Annotated in this window: 19 protein-coding genes; 6 read left to right on the top strand and 13 right to left on the bottom strand. The window is 70.5% G+C overall.

Annotated features, from left to right (window positions below):
• Window positions 1-25 precede the first annotated feature (25 nt).
• Window positions 26-1390 carry an FAD-dependent oxidoreductase gene (locus tag ACIREE_RS25385; protein ID WP_404156383.1) on the bottom strand — a complete coding sequence of 455 codons (1365 nt, stop codon included), beginning with the start codon at window positions 1388-1390 and terminating at the stop codon, window positions 26-28.
• Between the two features lie 213 nt (window positions 1391-1603).
• Here ACIREE_RS25385 and ACIREE_RS25390 point away from each other — a divergent pair, with 213 nt between their 5' ends.
• On the top strand, window positions 1604-2260 hold the full coding sequence (locus ACIREE_RS25390) for a maleylpyruvate isomerase N-terminal domain-containing protein (RefSeq protein ID WP_404156386.1): 657 nt from the start codon (window positions 1604-1606) through the stop codon (window positions 2258-2260).
• On the opposite strand, the gene ACIREE_RS25395 is transcribed toward ACIREE_RS25390, so the two are convergent.
• Window positions 2247-2846, bottom strand: a complete 600-nt coding sequence (locus ACIREE_RS25395) for a TetR/AcrR family transcriptional regulator (RefSeq protein ID WP_404156389.1) — start codon at window positions 2844-2846, stop codon at window positions 2247-2249. The genes ACIREE_RS25390 and ACIREE_RS25395 overlap by 14 nt on opposite strands.
• 154 nt (window positions 2847-3000) lie before the next feature.
• On the opposite strand from ACIREE_RS25395, the gene ACIREE_RS25400 reads away from it, so the two are divergent.
• Window positions 3001-4020: an aldo/keto reductase gene (locus ACIREE_RS25400; RefSeq protein WP_404156392.1), complete on the top strand. Its 1020-nt coding sequence runs from the start codon at window positions 3001-3003 to the stop codon at window positions 4018-4020.
• A gap of 76 nt (window positions 4021-4096) precedes the next feature.
• On the opposite strand, the gene ACIREE_RS25405 is transcribed toward ACIREE_RS25400, so the two are convergent.
• The 4 genes from ACIREE_RS25405 to ACIREE_RS25420 form a co-directional block, all read right to left on the bottom strand.
• The gene (locus ACIREE_RS25405) at window positions 4097-4510 is read right to left on the bottom strand and encodes an SRPBCC family protein (RefSeq protein WP_404156395.1); all 414 of its coding nucleotides are present in this window, start codon (window positions 4508-4510) and stop codon (window positions 4097-4099) included.
• A complete protein-coding gene (locus tag ACIREE_RS25410; RefSeq protein ID WP_404156398.1) occupies window positions 4507-5526 on the bottom strand; it encodes an aldo/keto reductase in 1020 nt (339 codons plus the stop codon). The genes ACIREE_RS25405 and ACIREE_RS25410 overlap by 4 nt, the downstream gene beginning before the upstream one ends.
• A 43-nt stretch (window positions 5527-5569) precedes the next feature.
• Complete coding sequence (locus ACIREE_RS25415) at window positions 5570-6394, bottom strand: aldo/keto reductase (protein WP_404156401.1); 825 nt, start codon at window positions 6392-6394, stop codon at window positions 5570-5572.
• 120 nt (window positions 6395-6514) lie between these two features.
• Window positions 6515-7189: an NAD(P)H-binding protein gene (locus ACIREE_RS25420; RefSeq protein WP_404156403.1), complete on the bottom strand. Its 675-nt coding sequence runs from the start codon at window positions 7187-7189 to the stop codon at window positions 6515-6517.
• 552 nt (window positions 7190-7741) lie between these two features.
• On the opposite strand from ACIREE_RS25420, the gene ACIREE_RS25425 reads away from it, so the two are divergent.
• From ACIREE_RS25425 to ACIREE_RS25435, 3 genes are read left to right on the top strand one after another with little or no spacing between them, the layout of a single operon-like run.
• Entirely contained in the window at window positions 7742-8128 is a 387-nt protein-coding gene (locus tag ACIREE_RS25425) for an ATP-binding protein (protein WP_404156406.1), read from the top strand.
• Between the two features lie 59 nt (window positions 8129-8187).
• Window positions 8188-8742, top strand: a complete 555-nt coding sequence (locus ACIREE_RS25430; protein WP_404156409.1) for a DoxX family protein — start codon at window positions 8188-8190, stop codon at window positions 8740-8742.
• 32 nt (window positions 8743-8774) lie between these two features.
• Window positions 8775-9092: a hypothetical protein gene (locus tag ACIREE_RS25435; RefSeq protein ID WP_404156412.1), complete on the top strand. Its 318-nt coding sequence runs from the start codon at window positions 8775-8777 to the stop codon at window positions 9090-9092.
• A 205-nt stretch (window positions 9093-9297) separates the two neighbouring features.
• Here ACIREE_RS25435 and ACIREE_RS25440 read toward each other — a convergent pair whose 3' ends face one another.
• Together ACIREE_RS25440 and ACIREE_RS25445 are read right to left on the bottom strand one after the other, a co-directional pair.
• Window positions 9298-9735: an SRPBCC family protein gene (locus ACIREE_RS25440; protein WP_404156414.1), complete on the bottom strand. Its 438-nt coding sequence runs from the start codon at window positions 9733-9735 to the stop codon at window positions 9298-9300.
• Between the two features lie 99 nt (window positions 9736-9834).
• Window positions 9835-10581, bottom strand: a complete 747-nt coding sequence (locus ACIREE_RS25445) for a hypothetical protein (RefSeq protein ID WP_404156417.1) — start codon at window positions 10579-10581, stop codon at window positions 9835-9837.
• A 221-nt stretch (window positions 10582-10802) separates the two neighbouring features.
• Between ACIREE_RS25445 and ACIREE_RS25450 the strand changes: the two genes are divergently transcribed.
• Complete coding sequence (locus tag ACIREE_RS25450; protein ID WP_404156420.1) at window positions 10803-12845, top strand: SpoIIE family protein phosphatase; 2043 nt, start codon at window positions 10803-10805, stop codon at window positions 12843-12845.
• A gap of 24 nt (window positions 12846-12869) precedes the next feature.
• Here ACIREE_RS25450 and ACIREE_RS25455 read toward each other — a convergent pair whose 3' ends face one another.
• The 5 genes from ACIREE_RS25455 to ACIREE_RS25475 all read right to left on the bottom strand — a co-directional run bounded on the left by ACIREE_RS25455 (window position 12870) and on the right by ACIREE_RS25475 (window position 17765).
• Window positions 12870-13373: a hypothetical protein gene (locus tag ACIREE_RS25455; protein WP_404156423.1), complete on the bottom strand. Its 504-nt coding sequence runs from the start codon at window positions 13371-13373 to the stop codon at window positions 12870-12872.
• 228 nt (window positions 13374-13601) lie between these two features.
• Window positions 13602-13679, bottom strand: coding sequence for a 50S ribosomal protein bL37 (locus tag ACIREE_RS25460; protein WP_370443954.1), 78 nt, complete (start codon window positions 13677-13679; stop codon window positions 13602-13604).
• Window positions 13680-13782: 103 nt separating this feature from the next.
• Window positions 13783-14397, bottom strand: coding sequence for a hypothetical protein (locus ACIREE_RS25465; RefSeq protein WP_404156426.1), 615 nt, complete (start codon window positions 14395-14397; stop codon window positions 13783-13785).
• 195 nt (window positions 14398-14592) lie between these two features.
• The gene (locus ACIREE_RS25470; RefSeq protein WP_404156429.1) at window positions 14593-16017 is read right to left on the bottom strand and encodes an amidase; all 1425 of its coding nucleotides are present in this window, start codon (window positions 16015-16017) and stop codon (window positions 14593-14595) included.
• Window positions 16014-17765 (bottom strand): MFS transporter, encoded by a 1752-nt coding sequence (locus tag ACIREE_RS25475; protein WP_404156432.1) that lies wholly within the window; start codon window positions 17763-17765, stop codon window positions 16014-16016. The genes ACIREE_RS25470 and ACIREE_RS25475 overlap by 4 nt, the downstream gene beginning before the upstream one ends.
• Window positions 17766-17772 lie beyond the last annotated feature (7 nt).

The raw sequence follows: 17772 nt of genomic DNA on the forward strand, positions 1-17772 counted from the left end.
TTCCCGGTTCTACTGAGACGGGCGCTCAGGCACCACTCGCGTCGAGCATCCCGTCGCGCTCGACGATCTTGACGCGCTCGCGGCCGTGCGGTTCACCGAGGGCCTTCTCCGCGGCGTCGAGCCGGTGCCAGCCGTCCCACGTGGTGTAACGGACACCGCGCTCGCCGAGGAAGGCGTCGACGGCCTCCGGGGCCGGGGCCGCGGGGGTGTGCAGACGGCCGTGGGCGTGGTCGTCCAGCAGGTTGGCGACGGTCTCGTTGGCGTCGCCCTTGGTGTGGCCGATGAGACCGATCGGACCGCGCCGGATCCATCCCGTGACGTACGTGGACCGCAGGTGCTCGCCGGTCTCCTGGATCACGCGGCCGCCCTCGTCGGGAACGGTGCCGGACGCGACGTCCCAGGGAAGCTTGGGCAGCTCGTCCGAGAGGTAGCCCACGGCGCGGTAGACCGAGGTGACGTCCCAGTCGGTGAAGGCGCCGGTCCCCTTGACGTTGCCGGTGCCGTCGAGCTCCGTGCGCTCGGTGCGCAGCCCGACGACCTTGCCGTCCTCGCCGAGGATCTCGGTGGGCGACTCGAAGAAGTGCAGGAACAGCTTGTGCGGGCGCGTGCCGACATCGCGGATCGCCCAGTTCTCCAGGGTCTTCGCGACCATGTCGGCCTGCTTGTTGGCGCGGCGCGTCGCGATGGAGCCGTCGTCGTAGTCGATGTCCTCGGGGTTGACGATGACCTCGATGGTGGGGGAGTGGTCGAGCTCCCGCAGCTCCATCGGGCTGAACTTCGCCTGTGCCGGTCCGCGCCGGCCGAACACGTGGATCTCGCGGGCCTTGTTGGCCGCCAGGCCGGCGTGCACGTTCGGCGGGATCTCGGTCGGCAGCAGCTCTTCCGCGGTCTTGGCCAGGATGCGGGCGACGTCGAGCGCGACGTTGCCGACGCCGAGGACGGCGACCTTCTCCGCGTCCAGCGGCCAGGTCCTGGGCACATCGGGGTGACCGTCGTACCAGGAGACGAAGTCCGCCGCGCCGTAGGAACCGTCGAGTTCGAGGCCCGGGATGCCCATGGCCCGGTCCGCGGTGGCTCCGGTCGAGAAGACGACGGCGTCGTAGAAGCTGCGCAGCTCGTCGAGGTCGATGTCGCGGGGGTAGTCGACGTTGCCGAAGAGGCGGATCTGCGGCTTGTCGAGGACCTGGTGCAGGGCGGTGACGATGCCCTTGATGCGCGGGTGGTCGGGCGCCACGCCGTAGCGGATCAGGCCGAAGGGAGCGGGCATGCGCTCGAACAGGTCGATGGACACGCCGGGTTCGGCGGCCACTGCGGACTTCAGCAGAGCGTCGGCGGCGTAGATGCCGGCGGGGCCCGCTCCGACAATGGCGACCCGCAGAGGGCGAGGCATGTTCAGGTTCCCTTCGAAGGAAAGCGGAGTACTCCGAACAATCTTAAAGTAAGGCAAGCCTTAGTTTGCAGGCGGGTCCGATCTATGGGCTCATAAGGCTGACTTATGAGCGACCAAAGGGGGGCTTGGCACCTCCGTCTCGCTCTGATCCCGGTGCTCCGGCGGCGCGGAATGTGCTTGTCCGGGCCGTCGTCCCGGGCCTACCGTGCCGACGTGCATCTCTTCTCGTGCTCATGGACGGCTCTGCGTGCGGCGGTCGCCGGTCTCCGCGACGCCGACTTCGAGCAGCCGTCCGGCTGTGCCGGCTGGCTCGTGCGGGACCTGGTGTGTCACCTGGTCATCGACGCCCAGGACGTTCTGATCACCCTGGTCACACCCGCCGACACCGCACCGACCGTGGATGCGGCCACCTACTGGGAGCTCGCCGCCGAACCTCCGACCGGTGACGACCCGCTCGACGCGCTGATCCCCCGGCTGGCCGCGGCGTACGGCGAGCCGCGGTGGCTCACGTTCCACCTCGACGATGTCGGCTCCGCCGCGGGCCGCGCCGCCGAACTCGCCGACCCCGCCGCCTGCGTCAGCACGCAGGACGAGGTGCTTACCGTCGGCGACTACCTCTCGGCGTACGTCCTCGAATGGACCCTGCACCACCTCGACCTCGTCGCCCATCTGCCGTCCGCCCCGCGTCCGCCCGCCGAGACCCTCGCTGCGGCCCGCGCCTCGCTGGAGAAGATCGGCGGCGCCGCGTTCCCGGCCTCGTTCTCCGACACGCAGGCACTGCTGATCGGTACGGGACGCCGCGCGCCGACCGATGCGCAGGCGGCCGCGCTCGGCGCGTTCGCGGCGCGCCTCCCGCTCATTCTTGGCTGAGGCCGATCCGTAGTCCCGTGATGAGGAGTTCCACCAGTCGGCGCGCGTCGTAGCGCTCGTCACTGTCCGCGCCGATGCAGAGGTTGCCGACGCCACGCATCAGGGGATAGGCGTCCATGCCCGGGCTGATCTCGCCGGCGGCCGCCGCGGCTTCGAGCAGCTCGGCGCAGACGGGCAGGAGCCGGTCGAGGAAGTGGGCGTGCAGCGCGTCGAAGCCGGTGTCGTCGGACCGCAGCACGCCGGCGAGCCCGTGCTTCGTCACCAGGAAGTCGACGAAGAGGTCGACCCAACGGCCCAGTGCGGCATGCGGACTCGGGGAGCTCGCCAAGAGGGAGGGGCCGGCCTCGGCCAAGGCCTCGATCTGGTGCCGGTACACGGCGATGATGAGGTCCGCCCGGGTCGGGAAGTGGCGGTAGATCGTGCCCATCCCGACCCCGGCCCTGGCGGCGATGGCGCGCACCGGAACCTCCACCCCCGAGGCCACGAAGGCCGCGGCGGCGGCGTCGAGCAGCGTCTCCTCGTTGCGCCGCGCGTCCGCCCGCTTGGGCCGGGCCGCCTGCCCTGCCCTGTCGTCGCTGTCCTGCACCGCGCCGTCCTCTCCACCACGGGAAACGCATCACCTTGCTAAACGGAACACGGCTCCGTATCGTTAGCGGAGCAACGTTCCGTTTAATCGATGATGTCAGATCAGGGGCCCGACGACCAAGTCGTGCCCTCCTTCGCCATGGAGGAATGTCCTCATGCAGTACCGCACCTTGGGCCGCACCGGTGTACAGGTCAGCTCTCTCGCGCTCGGCGCGATGAACTTCGGCGCGATCGGGCGCACCACTCAGGACGAGGTCACCGCCCTCGTCGATGCCGCGCTCGACGGCGGGATCAACCTCATCGACACCGCCGACGCGTACAGCGGCGGCGAGTCGGAGGAGATGGTCGGCAAGGCGATCGCCGGCCGCCGCGACGACCTCGTGCTGGCCACGAAGGCGGGCCTGCCGATGGGCGACGAGCGCAACCACCGGGGCGGCTCGCGCCGCTGGCTCGTCACCGAGCTGGACAACAGTCTGCGCCGCCTCGGCGTCGACCACGTGGACCTCTTCCAGATCCACCGCTGGGACCCCGCCACCGGCGACGAGGAGACACTGTCGGCACTGACCGACCTGCAACGCGCGGGCAAGATCCGGTACTTCGGCTCCTCCACCTTCCCCGCGTACCGCGTCGTGCAGGCGCAGTGGGCTGCCCGGGAGCACCACCTGAGCCGCTACGTCACCGAACAGCCCAGTTATTCGGTCCTGCAGCGCGGGATCGAGTCCCACGTCCTGCCGGTGACCGAGGAGTACGGGCTGGGGGTGCTGGTGTGGAGCCCCTTGGCGTCGGGCTGGCTGTCGGGCGCGGTCCGCGCGGGCCGGGACGTCGCCACCAGCCGCTCGGCATTCATGCCGCAGCGCTTCGATCTCGCCGTCCCGGCCAACCGCGCCAGGCTCGACGCCGTCGAGCGCCTCGCCGGGGTCGCCGACGAGGCGGGCCTGACGATGATTCAGCTCGCGCTCGGTTTCGTGACCGCACACCCCGCTGTGACCGGTGCGCTCATCGGCCCCCGCACGATGGACCACCTGCACGCGCAGCTCGCCGCGGCGGACACCGTGCTCTCCGCCGACGTGCTCGACGCGATCGACGAGATCGTCGCTCCCGGTACCGACCTCGCCCCTGAGGAGAAGTCCGACACGCCGCCCGCTCTGCTCGACGCGTCGCTCCGGCGCCGCTGACCGCGCCGGGCGGGGGAGTGCCGACAGCGAGAGGGGCCAGGATGTCCTGGCCCCTCGACTCCGGCGGGTCGGCCGATCAGCCGGCCAGCGTCCTTGCCAGAGCCGCCAGCCCGTCACGGTAGATGGTCTCGAAGAGGGCGCTCGCCTCGGCGTCGGTGACGCCGTCAGGGGTGAACGTGCCCGACCACTCCACCCGCGACCCGTCCGCGCCCCGGTCGACGACCCGCAGGGTCGACCGGTACTGCCGGACGGGGAACGGGGCCCGCTCGATCGAGTAGCTGTACGCGCGGTCCGCCTCGTCGAAGGCTTCGAGGCGTTCGACGATGACCCCGCCCTCGGCGTTCGTCAGGGTCCGTACGCGGCCGCCCTCGCTCGGCAGGCTCTCCGTGATGTACGGCAGCCAGTCGGGCAACGAGCCGAAGCCGCCGATGAGTTGCCACACATGGTCGGCGTCGCGCGGTACGTCGAGGGTGACGGATGCCGCGGTCACGACGCATCCTTCACGGGCACCGGCGCCTGGTGCGCGATGACGTTGCGGTCGCGCAGGGACTTCCAGAAGGCGTACGGGACGTCCTGGGCGAGCGCGCCGAGGTCCTCGGCGATACGGGCGGGCCGCGTCGCGCCGGGGATGACCGCGGCGACGGCCGGGTGCGCGAGCACGAACTGGAGCGCGGCGGACTTGATGCCGATGCCGTGCTCCTCGGCGAGAGCCTTGATCAGGCCGACCTTCTCCACGATGTGGGCGGGCGCCTCGGCGTACTCGAAGTGGCTGCCGCCCGCGAGGATGCCGGAGCTGTAGGGCCCGCCGACGACGATGTCGACGTCGCTCTCCGCGGCAGCGGGCAGCAGGCGCTGCAGGGCGCGCTCGTGGTCGAGCAGGGTGTAGCGGCCGGCGAGCAGGAACGCGTCGGGGCGCGGCTCGTCCAGGTCCAGGGTCATCTCCAGCGGCTCGACCTTGTTGACGCCGAGGCCCCAGGCCTTGATGACGCCCTCCTCGCGGAGCCGGGTGAGGGCACGGAACGCGCCGGTGCGGGCGCTCTCGTACACGTTCACCCACTCGTCGCCGTAGAAGTCCTGGGCGACGTCGTGCACCCAGACGATGTCGAGGCGGTCCGTCTTCAGGCGCTTGAGGCTGTCCTCGACGGAGCGCAGCGTCGCGTCGGCGCTGTAGTCGTTGACGATCTTGTTGGGGCGGCCGTGCTCGAACAGGGCGCCCTTCTCACCGAGTTCACGGCTCGCGGGGTCCTCGACCTCGTCGAGGATGACCCGGCCGACCTTCGTGGACAGCACGTACGCGTCGCGCGGCTGCTGGGAAAGGACGTCGCCGAGGCGGATCTCCGCGAGGCCCGCGCCGTACAGGGGCGCGGTGTCGAAGTAGCGGATGCCCTGGTCCCAGGCCGCCTGCACGGTCGCGGCGGCCTCTTCGTCGGGGATCGCGCGGAACATGTTGCCGAGCGGTGCGGTGCCGAAGCCGATGCGGCCCGGCAGCAGGGAGCGAATGCTCATGGTGGTGCCTCAATCCGTACTGCGTGGGGGGGGTGTCGGGGGGTCAGTTGAGGGTGTCGGGGTCCGGGCCCGTGCGCAGACCGCGGTCCGCGGCGGCGAGGGCGTCGAGCTCCTGCGTGCTGAGCTCGAAGTCGAAGACGTCGAGGTTCTCGCGGATCCGGGCCTCGGTGACCGACTTGGGGATCACCACGTTGCCGATCTGCAGGTGCCAGCGCAGGACCACCTGGGCCGGGCTCTTGCCGTGCCGCGCGGCGATCGTGGCGACGGCGTCGTCCCCGAGGACGGCGCCCTGGGCGAGCGGGCTCCAGGCCTCGGTGGCGATGCCGTGCCGGGCGTGGAATTCGCGCAACTCCCGCTGCTGCAGGCCCGGGTGGAGCTCGATCTGGTTGACGGCCGGGACGACGGAGGCGCCGGAAAGCAGGCGATCGAGGTGGGCGGGCTGGAAGTTGGAGACGCCGATGGCGCGGGTGCGCCCGTCGGCGAGCAGCTTCTCCAGGGCGCGCCAGGTGTCGAGGTAGAGGTCACGGGCCGGGGTCGGCCAGTGGATGAGGTACAGGTCGACGTGGTCGAGGCCCAGCTTGTCCAGGGAGGTCTCGAAGGCGGCGAGCGTGGCATCGTGGCCCTGGTCGGCGTTCCACAGCTTGGTGGTGACGAACAGTTCGTCGCGGGCGATACCGGAGTCGGCGAGCGCCCGGCCCACGCCGCGCTCGTTGCCGTAGATCGCGGCGGTGTCGATGCTGCGGTAGCCGGCGTCGAGGGCGGTGGCCACGGCGGCTGTGGTCTCCTCGTCGGGGACCTGGAAGACGCCGAAGCCGAGCTGCGGCATGGTGACGCCGTTGTTGAGGGTGACGGTGGGGATGCTGGACATGTGGTCGTCCCTTGGTCTCTTGCGGTCGTGCCGTGCCGCGACAATGCGAGGGGGCCTTACGAGCGACCACAATAATTGCACACGCGGGTTAATTGCAAACGCGGGGTAGTGGCGTGTGCCTCAGGGTGTGGTGACCGTCGCCAGCCGGTTGATGTCCGGACTGTGGAGGATGTGCTCGCCCGCGCCGCGTCGGCCGGCGACCTCGAGCATCGCCTTCCCGAGGTTCTCCGTCGTCGTCACATGCTTCGGCGCCAGCCGACGGAGCACCGGGTACAGCCACGACCCTGCGGCGTACATCCACCGGTACCACCGCGTCCTGGAACGCTCACCGTGCGAGGGCTGGATGTAGCCGGGACGGAACATGTAGCCGTGGAAGTCCATCGCGAGCAGCTCGTTCTCGGTGCGTCCCTTCACCCGCGCCCACGCGGAACGTCCCTTCTCGGTGCTGTCGGTTCCCTCGCCCGAGACGTAGGTGAAGGTCAGCTCCGGGTTCGCCGGCAGGGCGCGCGCGGCCGCGAGCGTGTAGTCGTGCGTGATGAGCCGGTACTCGTCCTGCCCGCGCCCCGCCGACGAGACGCCCAGGCAGAAGAAGCAGGCATCGATCCCGGCGAACTCGGCGGCCAGTGCGGAGAAGTCGGTGAAGTCCTCGTGCGCGAGCTCGCGCAGCTTCGGATGCGCGACGCCGAGCGGCGCGCGCACGACGGCCCGCACGGAGGTGACCCGGGGATCGTCCAGACAGACGCGCAGCACGCCCTGGCCGATCATGCCGGAGGCGCCGAAGAGGAGAACGTGCACAGGGGGTCCGTTCGTGGTCGGGGGGCGTGCGGGTCTCCCATCCTGCACCGGTCCCTGCCCAGCCCCGCCCGGCGCGGCCGCGCGTCGCCTCACCCGAGTGGTCCAGCGGCGCCGGAGAGGAGCCCGGACGCTCGTGCCCCAGGCGGCGGCCGACGGCGGATCGAAGCGGATGAAAAGCCGTGAAGAGGGCGTTGCGGATTCTTCACATCATCGGGACGGTGGAGATGACGCTCAGGGGCAGTCGAGAAGAGACGCCGCGAGGAGGACGCTGCCGATGCTAGTTGTCGCTCTTTTGCTCTTGCCGGCCATGGGACTCCTGATGATCGCCATGGATCGGATCGAAGACCTGCTGAACGAGGAGGCGCGACCGGCGACCGGCCGACGCGTGTGGCATCTGCGCCTCGTTCCCGGAGGAGGACGCGCGGGACGCCACCGAGCGGCCGCCTCCGAGCATCACACCACGGCGGCCTGAGGCCGACCGGAACAGGCGAGTGCCCGGTTTTCGGGGTACTCGTGCAGCACGAAGGAAACGCGTACCGGAGGTTGGGCATCGTGCACGCATGTGAGGAGAGCGGCGAGTCGCTGTTCGGCGCCGGCTCGGACACCGCGGCCCGCGCGAGGGATCTGGCCCGCAGATTTCTGCGGGACGCCGCGCCCGACGACAGCGTCGCCGCCCAGGACGTCCTGCTCGTGGTCTCCGAGCTCGTGACCAACGCCGTACGGCACGCGGGAGGCCTGGCCGGCTTCCGGCTACGGACCGGCCCCGGGACGGTGGAGGTGTCGGTACGTGACCACAGCCCGGCGACGCCGCGTCGCGGACCCGACGACGCGACCCGCCCGGGAGGGTTCGGCTGGCCTCTGGTGCGCCGGCTCGCGGACCGGGTCGACGTACATCCGCACCGCGGCGGGAAGACCATCACCGCGGTGCTTCCCCTCTGACCCGACAACGACGACAGCGACACGGAGTGACCGGGTGAACCGGGGGAAGGCGTGCGGGCATGACCGTACTGAGGAAAGCCGCACGTCCGATGCTCGCTTCGGTCTTCGTCACCGGCGGGCTGTCCACGCTCCGCGATCCGGCGCGCGTCGCGCCCGCCGCGGAGCCGGTGGCGGTGCCCGTGGCGGCACGCGTACCGCGACTCCCCGAGGACCCCGAACAACTGGTCAGGATCAACGCGGCCGTGCAGGTCGGAGCGGGGGTGCTGCTGGCGGCCGGGAAGTGGCCACGCGTCGCATCCCTCGCGCTCGCCGGCTCCCTGGTGCCGACGACGATCGCCGGTCACGCCTGGTGGAAGGAGAAGGATCCCGAGCAGCGCGCGCGGCAGCGGACGCAGTTCATGAAGAACCTCTCCCTGCTCGGCGGACTGCTCATCGCCGCGGCCGATACGCACGGAAAGCCGTCGGTGGCCTACCGCACCCGAGGCGCCGCGGCGACCGGACGCAAGACCGCGGGACGAGCGCAGCGGGAGGCCGCACAGACACTGCGAGGAGCGTCCGACGCCGTTCGCGCGCTTCCGTCCACCGCACGACAGGCCGTCGCCGAGCACCTCTGAGGCGGGCCGCCGAGACTAGGAAGGCTTCTCTCGTGACCACATTCGTCATCACCATCCCGGGCACGTTCCTGCGCGAGGCGGACGAGCGCGCGCGGGCCGACATCGCCAAACGCCTGCGCCCGGCCGACCCGAACCAGACGGAGCTGGGCCGCGAGGAGGACCTCGACCTGCTCACCGTCAACGACGACAACACCTTCAGCATGCGCCTGGAAGTGACCGCGGGCGCGGGCGAAGAGGCCCAGCACAAGGCCGAGCGCACGGCCGCGGACGCGCTGCGCGCCGCGGGCTTCAGCGAGGACGAGGCTCCGCTGGGCCCGCCGGCCGTCACCGGTATCGACAACCCCGCATGACACCGTCGCGGAGCCGCCTCGCCGCGGCTCCGCGCACGCGGCGTTCGCCGACCGGGTGATGTGCGGGCGGGCCGCCACGGTGCGCGGTACCCGCGGGCCTATGAGTCCTCCGGACGAGGAGCACGGGCCCGACGCACGCTGACACACCGCGGCGCCCGCCCCCCGAGGGGGACGGGCGCCGCGCCGTCGTCTCACATACGGGCTCTCAGCCCCGCAGCCGCTGGGCGGCGGTCGCCTCGGCGAGCTTCTGGAACTCGCCGAGGTCGTAGTTGGCCAGCGTGGAGTCGAGATTGGTGAGGGCACCGACATGTTCCACGAAGCCCTTGGGGTCGTACTCGATCTGGAGCGTCACCCGGCTCGTGGTGTCACCGAGGCGGTGGAACGTCACCACTCCGGCGTGCTCCACCCCCTCGACGGTGTGCCAGGCGATCCGGTTCTCGGGAACCACCTCCGTGAGTTCGGCGACGAAGTTCTTCTCCGCGCCGGGCAGCTCCAGCTGCCACGCGAAACGTCGCTCATCCATCGGCTCGACCAGACGTACGTGGCTGAGGAAGGACGGCCACCGGGACACATCGCTCCACAGCTCCCAGGCGACGGAGACCGGGGCCTGGAGATCGACGGACTCGAGCAGGGACGCGGACATGCGCACCTCTTTCCTGGGACGGGGGTGGCCACGGGCTCCTCGGGCCCGTGCAGCACGGGGCTCCGTTACCCCTTCGGGGCCGGAGCACGCCGGCCCGAGTCAGGCCTTCTGCGCGGACGCCGCGAGCTCCTTGAGGTCGACGGTCTCGCCGGACGCCGGCTTCTGCGGCTGAACCGGCTTCCCGTAGTCGCTGAAGGTCGCGGTGTTGGGGTCCTTGCCGCCGCTGGACGTGGTCCGCAGGATGTAGGGCTTGCCCTTGGTGGCCACGTACAGGGTGAGCGTCTCGCCGCCGGAGGTCTTCTTGGTCAGCCGGATCGCCTCGGTGCCGTCGACGGTGGTCGTCGAGCCCTTCTTCATGCCGTTGCGCTCCGACTTGTCCTCGTCCATGGACGAGGTGAGTCCCTGCTTGTCGCACAGACCTTGCGTCATCGAGTCGTCGGCAGGTGCCTTCACCCATTTGTCCGAGACCTTCGGGACGATCTTGTCGCCGCCGGGCTGCCCCTTGAGGGCGTTCTGCCAGTACGTCTTGTCGCCGCGCAGGTACATGGTGCCGTTCGTGTGCCGTACGTCCGCGGAGGCGCCCTGGGTCTTGATGGTGCCGTCACAGTTCTTGCGCTGGTCGACCGACAGGTCGACGGTGACCGTGGCCCCGGCGGACTGCCGCACGGTCCCCTTCACGTGCATCGAGTCGGCCTGCTGGGTGGCCTTGACCGCGTCGGCTGCGATCTCGTCGGCGCTCTTGCCCGCGAAGGGCTTGTCGTCGCCCGATCCGCTGCCACCGCATCCCGCGAGAGCCACCAAGGCCGCCCCGGCGACCGCGGCCGTCATCCCTCTACCGCCCCTCATGAGCCCTGCTCCTTCCTGAGGACACCTGGTGTCCTCCGCTCGTTCCCCGGCCGTCGGGGCCGCGGAAAACCCCGATTACCCCATGTGTCCGGCGCATCACCGGAAGGGCGATATCCACTTTCTGGGCCGGGCGGGTCGGCTGAGGCGCGTGGGGAGCAAGGTGGCCGCGCACTTCGCGTACGCGGCGCTTATGGTGGCCGAACGGGGTACCGGAGACAGCCATGACACCAGCCAGGAAGTCATCCATCGGTCCGGAACAGCGCATGTCCCTGACCGGCACGGGCAGTTTCGACTGGGATCTGGACAGCGGAGAGGTCAGCCTCGACGCGAGTGCTCTCGAGCTGTTCGACCTGCTTCCCGGCGAGTTCGGCGGCACCGTCGCCTCGCTGCAGGAGCGCGTGCCCTCCGAGGAGATGGTGCGGATCACCTTCGCCGTCACGGAGGCGATCACCTCCGGCGCCGACTGCTACGGCGTCTACTTCCGGCTCCGCCGCCGCGACGGCACACTCCACCTCGACCACGTCCGTGGACGCATCCTGCGCGACACGGAAGGGCGGCCCGTACGCGCCGTGGGCGTGATCCGTACGGCCGCGGACGACGGAGCGGAGCTCGCGGCCGTCGAGCCCAGGGACGAGCGCCGCCAGGGCATCGCCCTCATGGTGCAGGGCACCACGGACGCGCTTTCCCGCGCTGTCACCGTCGACGACGTGGTGGCCGTGCTCTCCGGGGCGAGCGGCCTCGACCGGTTCGCCGCCGACGGCCTCGTGCTGGGTCTCGTCGAGGGCGATCACCTGAAGCTGATCGCCCTCGTGGGACAGACGATGCAGGCCCTCGACGAACTCAAGCTGCACAAAGTCGACTCCTCTCTGCCGCTGGCCGAAGCCGTCATGACCCGCCGGCCCCGCTTCGTCGGCTCATTGCCCACGCGGGCCCGGAACTTCACCCGTCTCGGGCCCTACATGGAACAGATGAAGCTGGACTCGGCGGCGTTCTTGCCCCTGGTCGCGCAGGACCGCGCCATCGGCGGGCTCGCGCTCTTCTACCGCGGCCGCAAGGAATTCACCGACGCGGACCGCAACCTCTGCATCGGTCTCTCCGGCATCGTCGCCCAGTCGCTGCAGCGCGCCATGCTGTTCGACGAGGAACGGGACCTCGCCAAGAGCCTGCAGGCCACGATGTTGCCGCGCGGCATTCCCGAGGTCGCGGACGCCGAGGTCGCCGTGCGCTACCACGCCGCCTGGGGCGGACGTGACGTCGGCGGCGACTTCTACGACGTCATCACCCTGCCCCGCGGGCGCATCGGCGTGGTCGTCGGCGACGTACAGGGACACGACACCCATGCCGCGGCCATCATGGGGCAGCTGCGCATCGCCCTGCGCGCCTTCGCCGGCGAGGGACACGCGCCCGCGACGGTGCTCTCCCGCGCCTCCCGGTTCCTGGCCGAGCTGGACACCGAGCGCTTCGCCACCTGTACCTACGCCCAGTTCGACCCCGCCACCGGCATCGTGCGCGCGGTGCGGGCCGGACATCTGCCGCCCCTCGTGCGGCACGTCGACGGCCAGGTCGGCGTGCCGCGGGTCCGTGGCGGGCTCCCGCTGGGACTGGCCACCGACTTCGGCATGGAGGACTACCCCGAAGTACGGCTCGACCTCGTGCCGGGCGAGACCCTGGTGCTGTGCACGGACGGGCTCGTGGAGGACTCCGGTCTCGACCTCGACACCGGTATCCAGAATCTGGCGGAGGTGCTGCGCGCAGGCCCCGAGCCGGCCGAGGAACTGGCGGACCACCTCTCACGCGCACTGTGGGAGCGCTGGGGCAGCAGTGACGATGTGGCGCTCCTGGTGCTGCGGCGACTCCCCGATCCCGGGACACCGCAGGAGCCGCGTATCCACCGGTACGTCCACCAGGCCGACCCCGAAGGGCTCGCGGACACGCGGGCCGCGCTGCGGGAACACCTCGCACAGTGGGGCCTCGGGGCGGTGGCCGACGATGTCGAAGTCGCGGCGGGCGAACTCCTCGTCAACGCCCTGCTCCACACCGAGGGAGGCGCCATCCTCACCCTTGAGGTGCTCTCCGGCCCGCCGTGCCGGGTCCGCCTGTGGGTGAAGGACCGCTCCAGCACCCGCCCCCGCAGAAAGTCTCCGGGGGAGACCGCCACCTCCGGCCGCGGACTGCTCATGGTGGAGGCGATCGCGTCGCGCTGGGGAGTCGAACCCCGGGGCGAGGGCAAGGCCGTATGGTGCGACTTCGTCGTGCCGGACTAGGGACCTTCCCCGGGGCTGAGGCGGTCACTCGGCCGGCGCCAGGTCCGTGATCTTCCGGGTGGCCAGATCGGACTGGACCTTGATCTTGGTGATTTCGGGATTCTTTCCGTCGCTCCACGTGAGCGTCACCAGCGCCGTGGAATGCCCGGCCCCCGACCCCGTGTACGTCACCGCCCACTTCACCGGAACGTTCTGCGCGAAGAGGATTCCGTCCGCGTGTTCCCGCGCCTCGAAAGCGGCGACCTTCTTCTGTGCGGCGGCGGACAGATAGAAAGCGCGAAGTGCCTTGGCGTCGGCGGCGGACCCCGCGTCCTCGTTGTCCCACACGGCGTCGATGTATGCGCCATAGAAATTGCTGACACGGTTCGTGGTGCTGCGCGGATCGCCTTGCGGGGCGGTAGCGGCCGCCGCGACGCTCTGCGTCCCGCTGCTGGTCGGTCCGGCCAGCGCGGGAGTGACGGCCGCCAGCGTCAGAGCGGCGGCGACGCCTCCGGCGGCGATGAAACGGGTGCGAATGTTTTTGCGCATCTGATGTGCCTTCCCCGTACTGCGTCTACTGCGTGTTTGCTTGGACACAGCTTAAGATGCGCAATTCGCCGAGCCAGTTCCAGTAAATCCAAAGAAACTTTGTCTTTGTTGCCGCCGGGCAGGGGAGAGCGGTGGGGTTGAAATGGTTGTGCGCGCAATAGAAAAATATGCGAGAAAAAAAGGGGCGGGGCGGCACGTAATGTGCCGCCCCGCCTCGACTGCGCGCCCCTAGGACTGGGGACGGCTGCCGTGGTTGGCGCCGTTCTTGCGGCGGGCCTTCTTCTTACGGCGTCGCTTCGAGGACATCGCTACCTCCCAGGGTCGGTGCTTCTTGTGGTTCTCCCTGGACCTGTCCAGGCGAGCTCGCTCCCGCCTACCCGGTCACACACGCCTCATGGTGTGGGCTACGTCACTGCAGTTTGCGCACCGCCGTCGCGGTCGTCTTCTTGAAGCTGGCGACCGGCGCACCCTCGTAACCGCCCAGTTGACCCCACTGGACGACCGTCACCGCCGTGCCGTCCCGCCCGACCGAGAAGAGGTTGATATCGGAGGCGCCCCCCGTCGACTCGGTGTGGACCCCGTAGACGTACGCGCCGTCCTCGACGGCCACCCGCCCGTAGTACTTCTGGGTCGCGGTGATGTCGGGCTGCTCGTTCATCACCGTCGTGGCGCAGGCGTCGAGCTTCTCGCGCAGCAGCGCCGCGAAGGCCTTCGCCCGCTGCGTGCTCCGCTCGACCACCGTCACCTGTAGCGCGCCCGTGTCGTAGTCCGTACGGAAGACGCGGTGCACCGACGTGGACGGCAGCGCCTCTCCCACACACAACGGCAGCGGGTCCGGCTGTCCGGCCGTCACCGGTCCCGCGAACCACTTCGAGGCGGGGTGGGGCGGCAGCTCGGCCGGTGCCAGGAAGCGGGGGCCGTCGGCGGCGGCCGCGGCGGGCTGCACGGTGACGGCCGCTCCCGCCGCTGCCATCGCCACGGCAACCGCCGCTCCCCGCACCTTCGTCTGTCGGCTCATCGCCATGATCTCCCCCAAGTCGTCGCGCGGGTCCGCTTGTTCGAACCCTGACGGAGCGGCGCCGGGTGAGGCGCCGTCCACATCACATACGACCCGCGGAGCCTGTGGACCGTTGTCCTCCGGCGCGTCACAGACCCGTTCGGTGTGTCACGGAATATCGACGTCCGGGTCCACCGGCCGTTCTCACGGCACCGCCCGTCCTCACGACACCGGCAGCCGCGCGTACCGGTCGCGCCAGGGAGCGGCTTCCTCCAGCTGGGCGCTGAGGGCGATCAGGGTGGCCTCGTCGGCGGGGCGGCCGACCAGCGAGACGCCGACAGGGAGGTGGTCTCCCTCGGTCCAGTACAGGGGGAGACCGACGGCCGGCTGGCCCGTCATGTTGTACGGGCTGGTGAAGGCGCTGAACGCGCTCTGCCGGTGCAGGTTGACCAGCGGGTCGCCCGATTCGTCGAAGTACTCGACGGCTCGCGGCAGCGTCGCCAGCGTGGGGGTGAGCACGACGTCGTACGGCCGCGTCGCCACGATCGCGCGCCGCGCCGCGCGCTGCATCCCGGTGACGGCCGCCGCGAACTGCTCGCCCGACACCCCGCGCCCGTACTCCCGCCAGGCCCGGGTCACCGGCCGCAGCAGTGCCTCCCGCCCGGCGTCCAACGGATGCCCGAGCGACTGCACGCTCCACGCCGTCACGAAATGCTCGGTGATCTCGGGACCGAACGGCGTCGGCATGTCCTCCACGACGTGCCCGAGCTCCTCCAGCAGCCGTGACGCGTGCTCCCAGGCCGCGAGGCACGCAGGGTCCACCGTCAGGCCCTCGGCGGCGGGTGTCGCGTACCGGCCGATACGCAGCCTGCCGGGGGAGCGGTCGGCGTGGCCGAGGAACGTCTCGCCGTCCGGCAGCGGCGCCGCCCCATGGGGATCGCCCGGCTCGGGGCCGGCCAGCACGTCGAGCAGAGCCGCCGCGTCCCGCACCGTGCGCGACAGCGGTCCTTGTACGGAAAGACCCGTGACCTCGGCGCCGGCCGGGCCCGAACTGACGCGACCGCGGGAGGGTTTGATGCCGAACAGGCCGCAGACGCTCGCCGGGATCCGGATGGAACCGCCGCCGTCACTGGCGTGTGCGACGGGGACCAGGCCGAGCGCGACGGCGACCGCGGCCCCGCCGCTGGATCCCCCGGCGGAGAGTTCCGGGTCCCAGGGGTTGCGGGCCGGGCCCACGAGATCGTTGTCGGTGTAGCAACAGCACCCGAACTCAGGTGTGTTGGTCTTGCCGAGGCTGATCGTGCCCGCCGCGCGCATCCGGGTCACGCTGTGCGCGTCGACGGTGGGCACATGGTCGGCGAAGGCCTTCGACCCGTACGTGGTCGGGACACCGGCCGTGTCCACGAGGTCCTTGACCGCGGTCGGCACGCCGCACAACGCCGACCCGTGGAGCCGGTCCTGGAGAGCGGCCGCCTCCGACAGTGCGGCCTCGGGTGTCCGCGTCACGAAGGCGCCGTAGCGCTCGTCGAACTGCTCGACGCGAGCGAGGTGATGGCGTACGAGTTCCACGACGCCCACCTCACCCTTGCGGACGGCGGCGGCCTGTTCGAGCGCCGTGAGTTCGTGGAGCCGGGTGGGGCCGCTCATGCGGTACGTCCTTCCTGTGCGCCGTCCGTGCGGTCCGCGCTGACCGCGTTGCCGGCGCTGTCGGCGCCGTCCCGCAGCTCGGCGACCTGCCGGGCCACAGCCTCCTCGTGGGCCTCGAGATCGCGGCGGGCGTCGCGTGTCCGCCAGCGTCCGGTCATGACGAAGACGAACGGCAGGAACAGCACCTGCCCGCCCAGACACACCCACCACCACGTCTGCCACTTGCCCGGGTTGTCGGCACTGGCTCGCGCCACCTCGGCCCCGTGCTCCCGCAGGATCTTCAGCTGCGGAGCCGCCTTCTGCACGGTACGCAGCTGCTCGGCGCCGACCTCCTTCTCCGCGCGGGCGAGCAGGGAGGCGGGCACCTTGTCCGGGGCGTAGGCGCCGAGTTCCTCGAAGAGCTTCGGGTGTGCCTCCGTCACCGCGAGCGCCGGGGCCGCCCGGACCGAGGCCTGCTCGACCGCGGGGCCGTGCTCGATCAGCGGGGTCACGGTGTTCACCACGAGGGGGATGAAGGCGGCGGACAGGGCCACCGTGATGCGGACGGTCCAGCCCCAGATGGCGAGGCCCGTCGCGGTGGCGGCCGGGTTGTGCCGTTCTACGGTCTCGGTGAAGCTCGCCATCCAGGGGGAGTAGGCGATGCCGCTGGTCACGCCGATGCCCGCGACGATCATGGCGAACGTGTAGTAGCCGGTGTGCGCTTCCGTGGCCCGCAGGGTGAACCACAGGGTGAAGCCGATGGATCCGAGCCCGCCGAGCAGCATGAACGGCTTGCGGACGCGCAGCCGGTCGGAGAGCAGGCCCGCGACGACGAGAGAGATCGCGTTCGCTCCCCAGTACCAGTTGAGGAGCGCGTTCGCGCGCTGCGCCGAGTAGCCGAAGGTCGTCGCGAAGTAGAGCACGAAGTTGCCGACCGCGGCGTAGTAGAGAAGCAGGTAGAGACTGATCGCGACGGCGGAGCCGATGACGTCGAGGCGCAGCATCTGCCGCCACTGGCCGCCCAGCGCCGTGTCCGTGTCGATCCCCTTGGCCCGTGCCTCGACCAGCGCACGGTCGCGCAGGCTCACCATGATCTGGTCGCGGAGCGCAGGGGCGAGCTCCCGCAGCCCGAACAGGGCGACCACGAACAGGACCAGGCCGCTGATCCCGGCGAAGCGGATCTCGTCCTGCCAGGTGGTGCCGCCGCCGTACGTGCGCGAGGTGACGGCGGTGACCACGAGGCTGCCGATGATCGGGCCCATGGTCCAGTAGCCCATGGCCGAGGCGCGGCCCAGCTGCGGCGAGAAGTCACGGATGAGCGCCGGGGTGGCCACCAGGATCATGCCCTCGACCAGCGCGACGGCCGAGTAGACGAGCAGATAGCTCACCTTGCCGGGCGCGTTCGGCAGCGCGAACGTGGTGAGCAGGCCGACCGCCAGGAGACCGTAGACCACGATGTTCGCCCGGCCCCAGCGGTCGGCGAGGCCGGCCACCAGCGAGGAGAACGCGCCCACCGCGTTGGCGGCCACCGAGATGTACACGAAGTACAGGAACGTCATGTCGTACTCGCCGATGATGGCAGTCGACACCGCGTACTGAATGTACAGCTGGTAGTAGAGAACGATCGTGACGAGCACGACGATGCCCAAGTACCAATACCTCGCGCCGCGTTCGGGGTAGCGGTCGAGCCGTCGTCTGCCCAGGTCCCGCAGCGCCGAGGGTGCCGTTGTCGTGCGGGGCCCTGTCGTCGCCGGTGGCGAAATCGACACCTTGCCT

The organism is Streptomyces sp. NPDC102467 (genome assembly GCF_044765445.1).
Classification (GTDB): domain Bacteria; phylum Actinomycetota; class Actinomycetes; order Streptomycetales; family Streptomycetaceae; genus Streptomyces.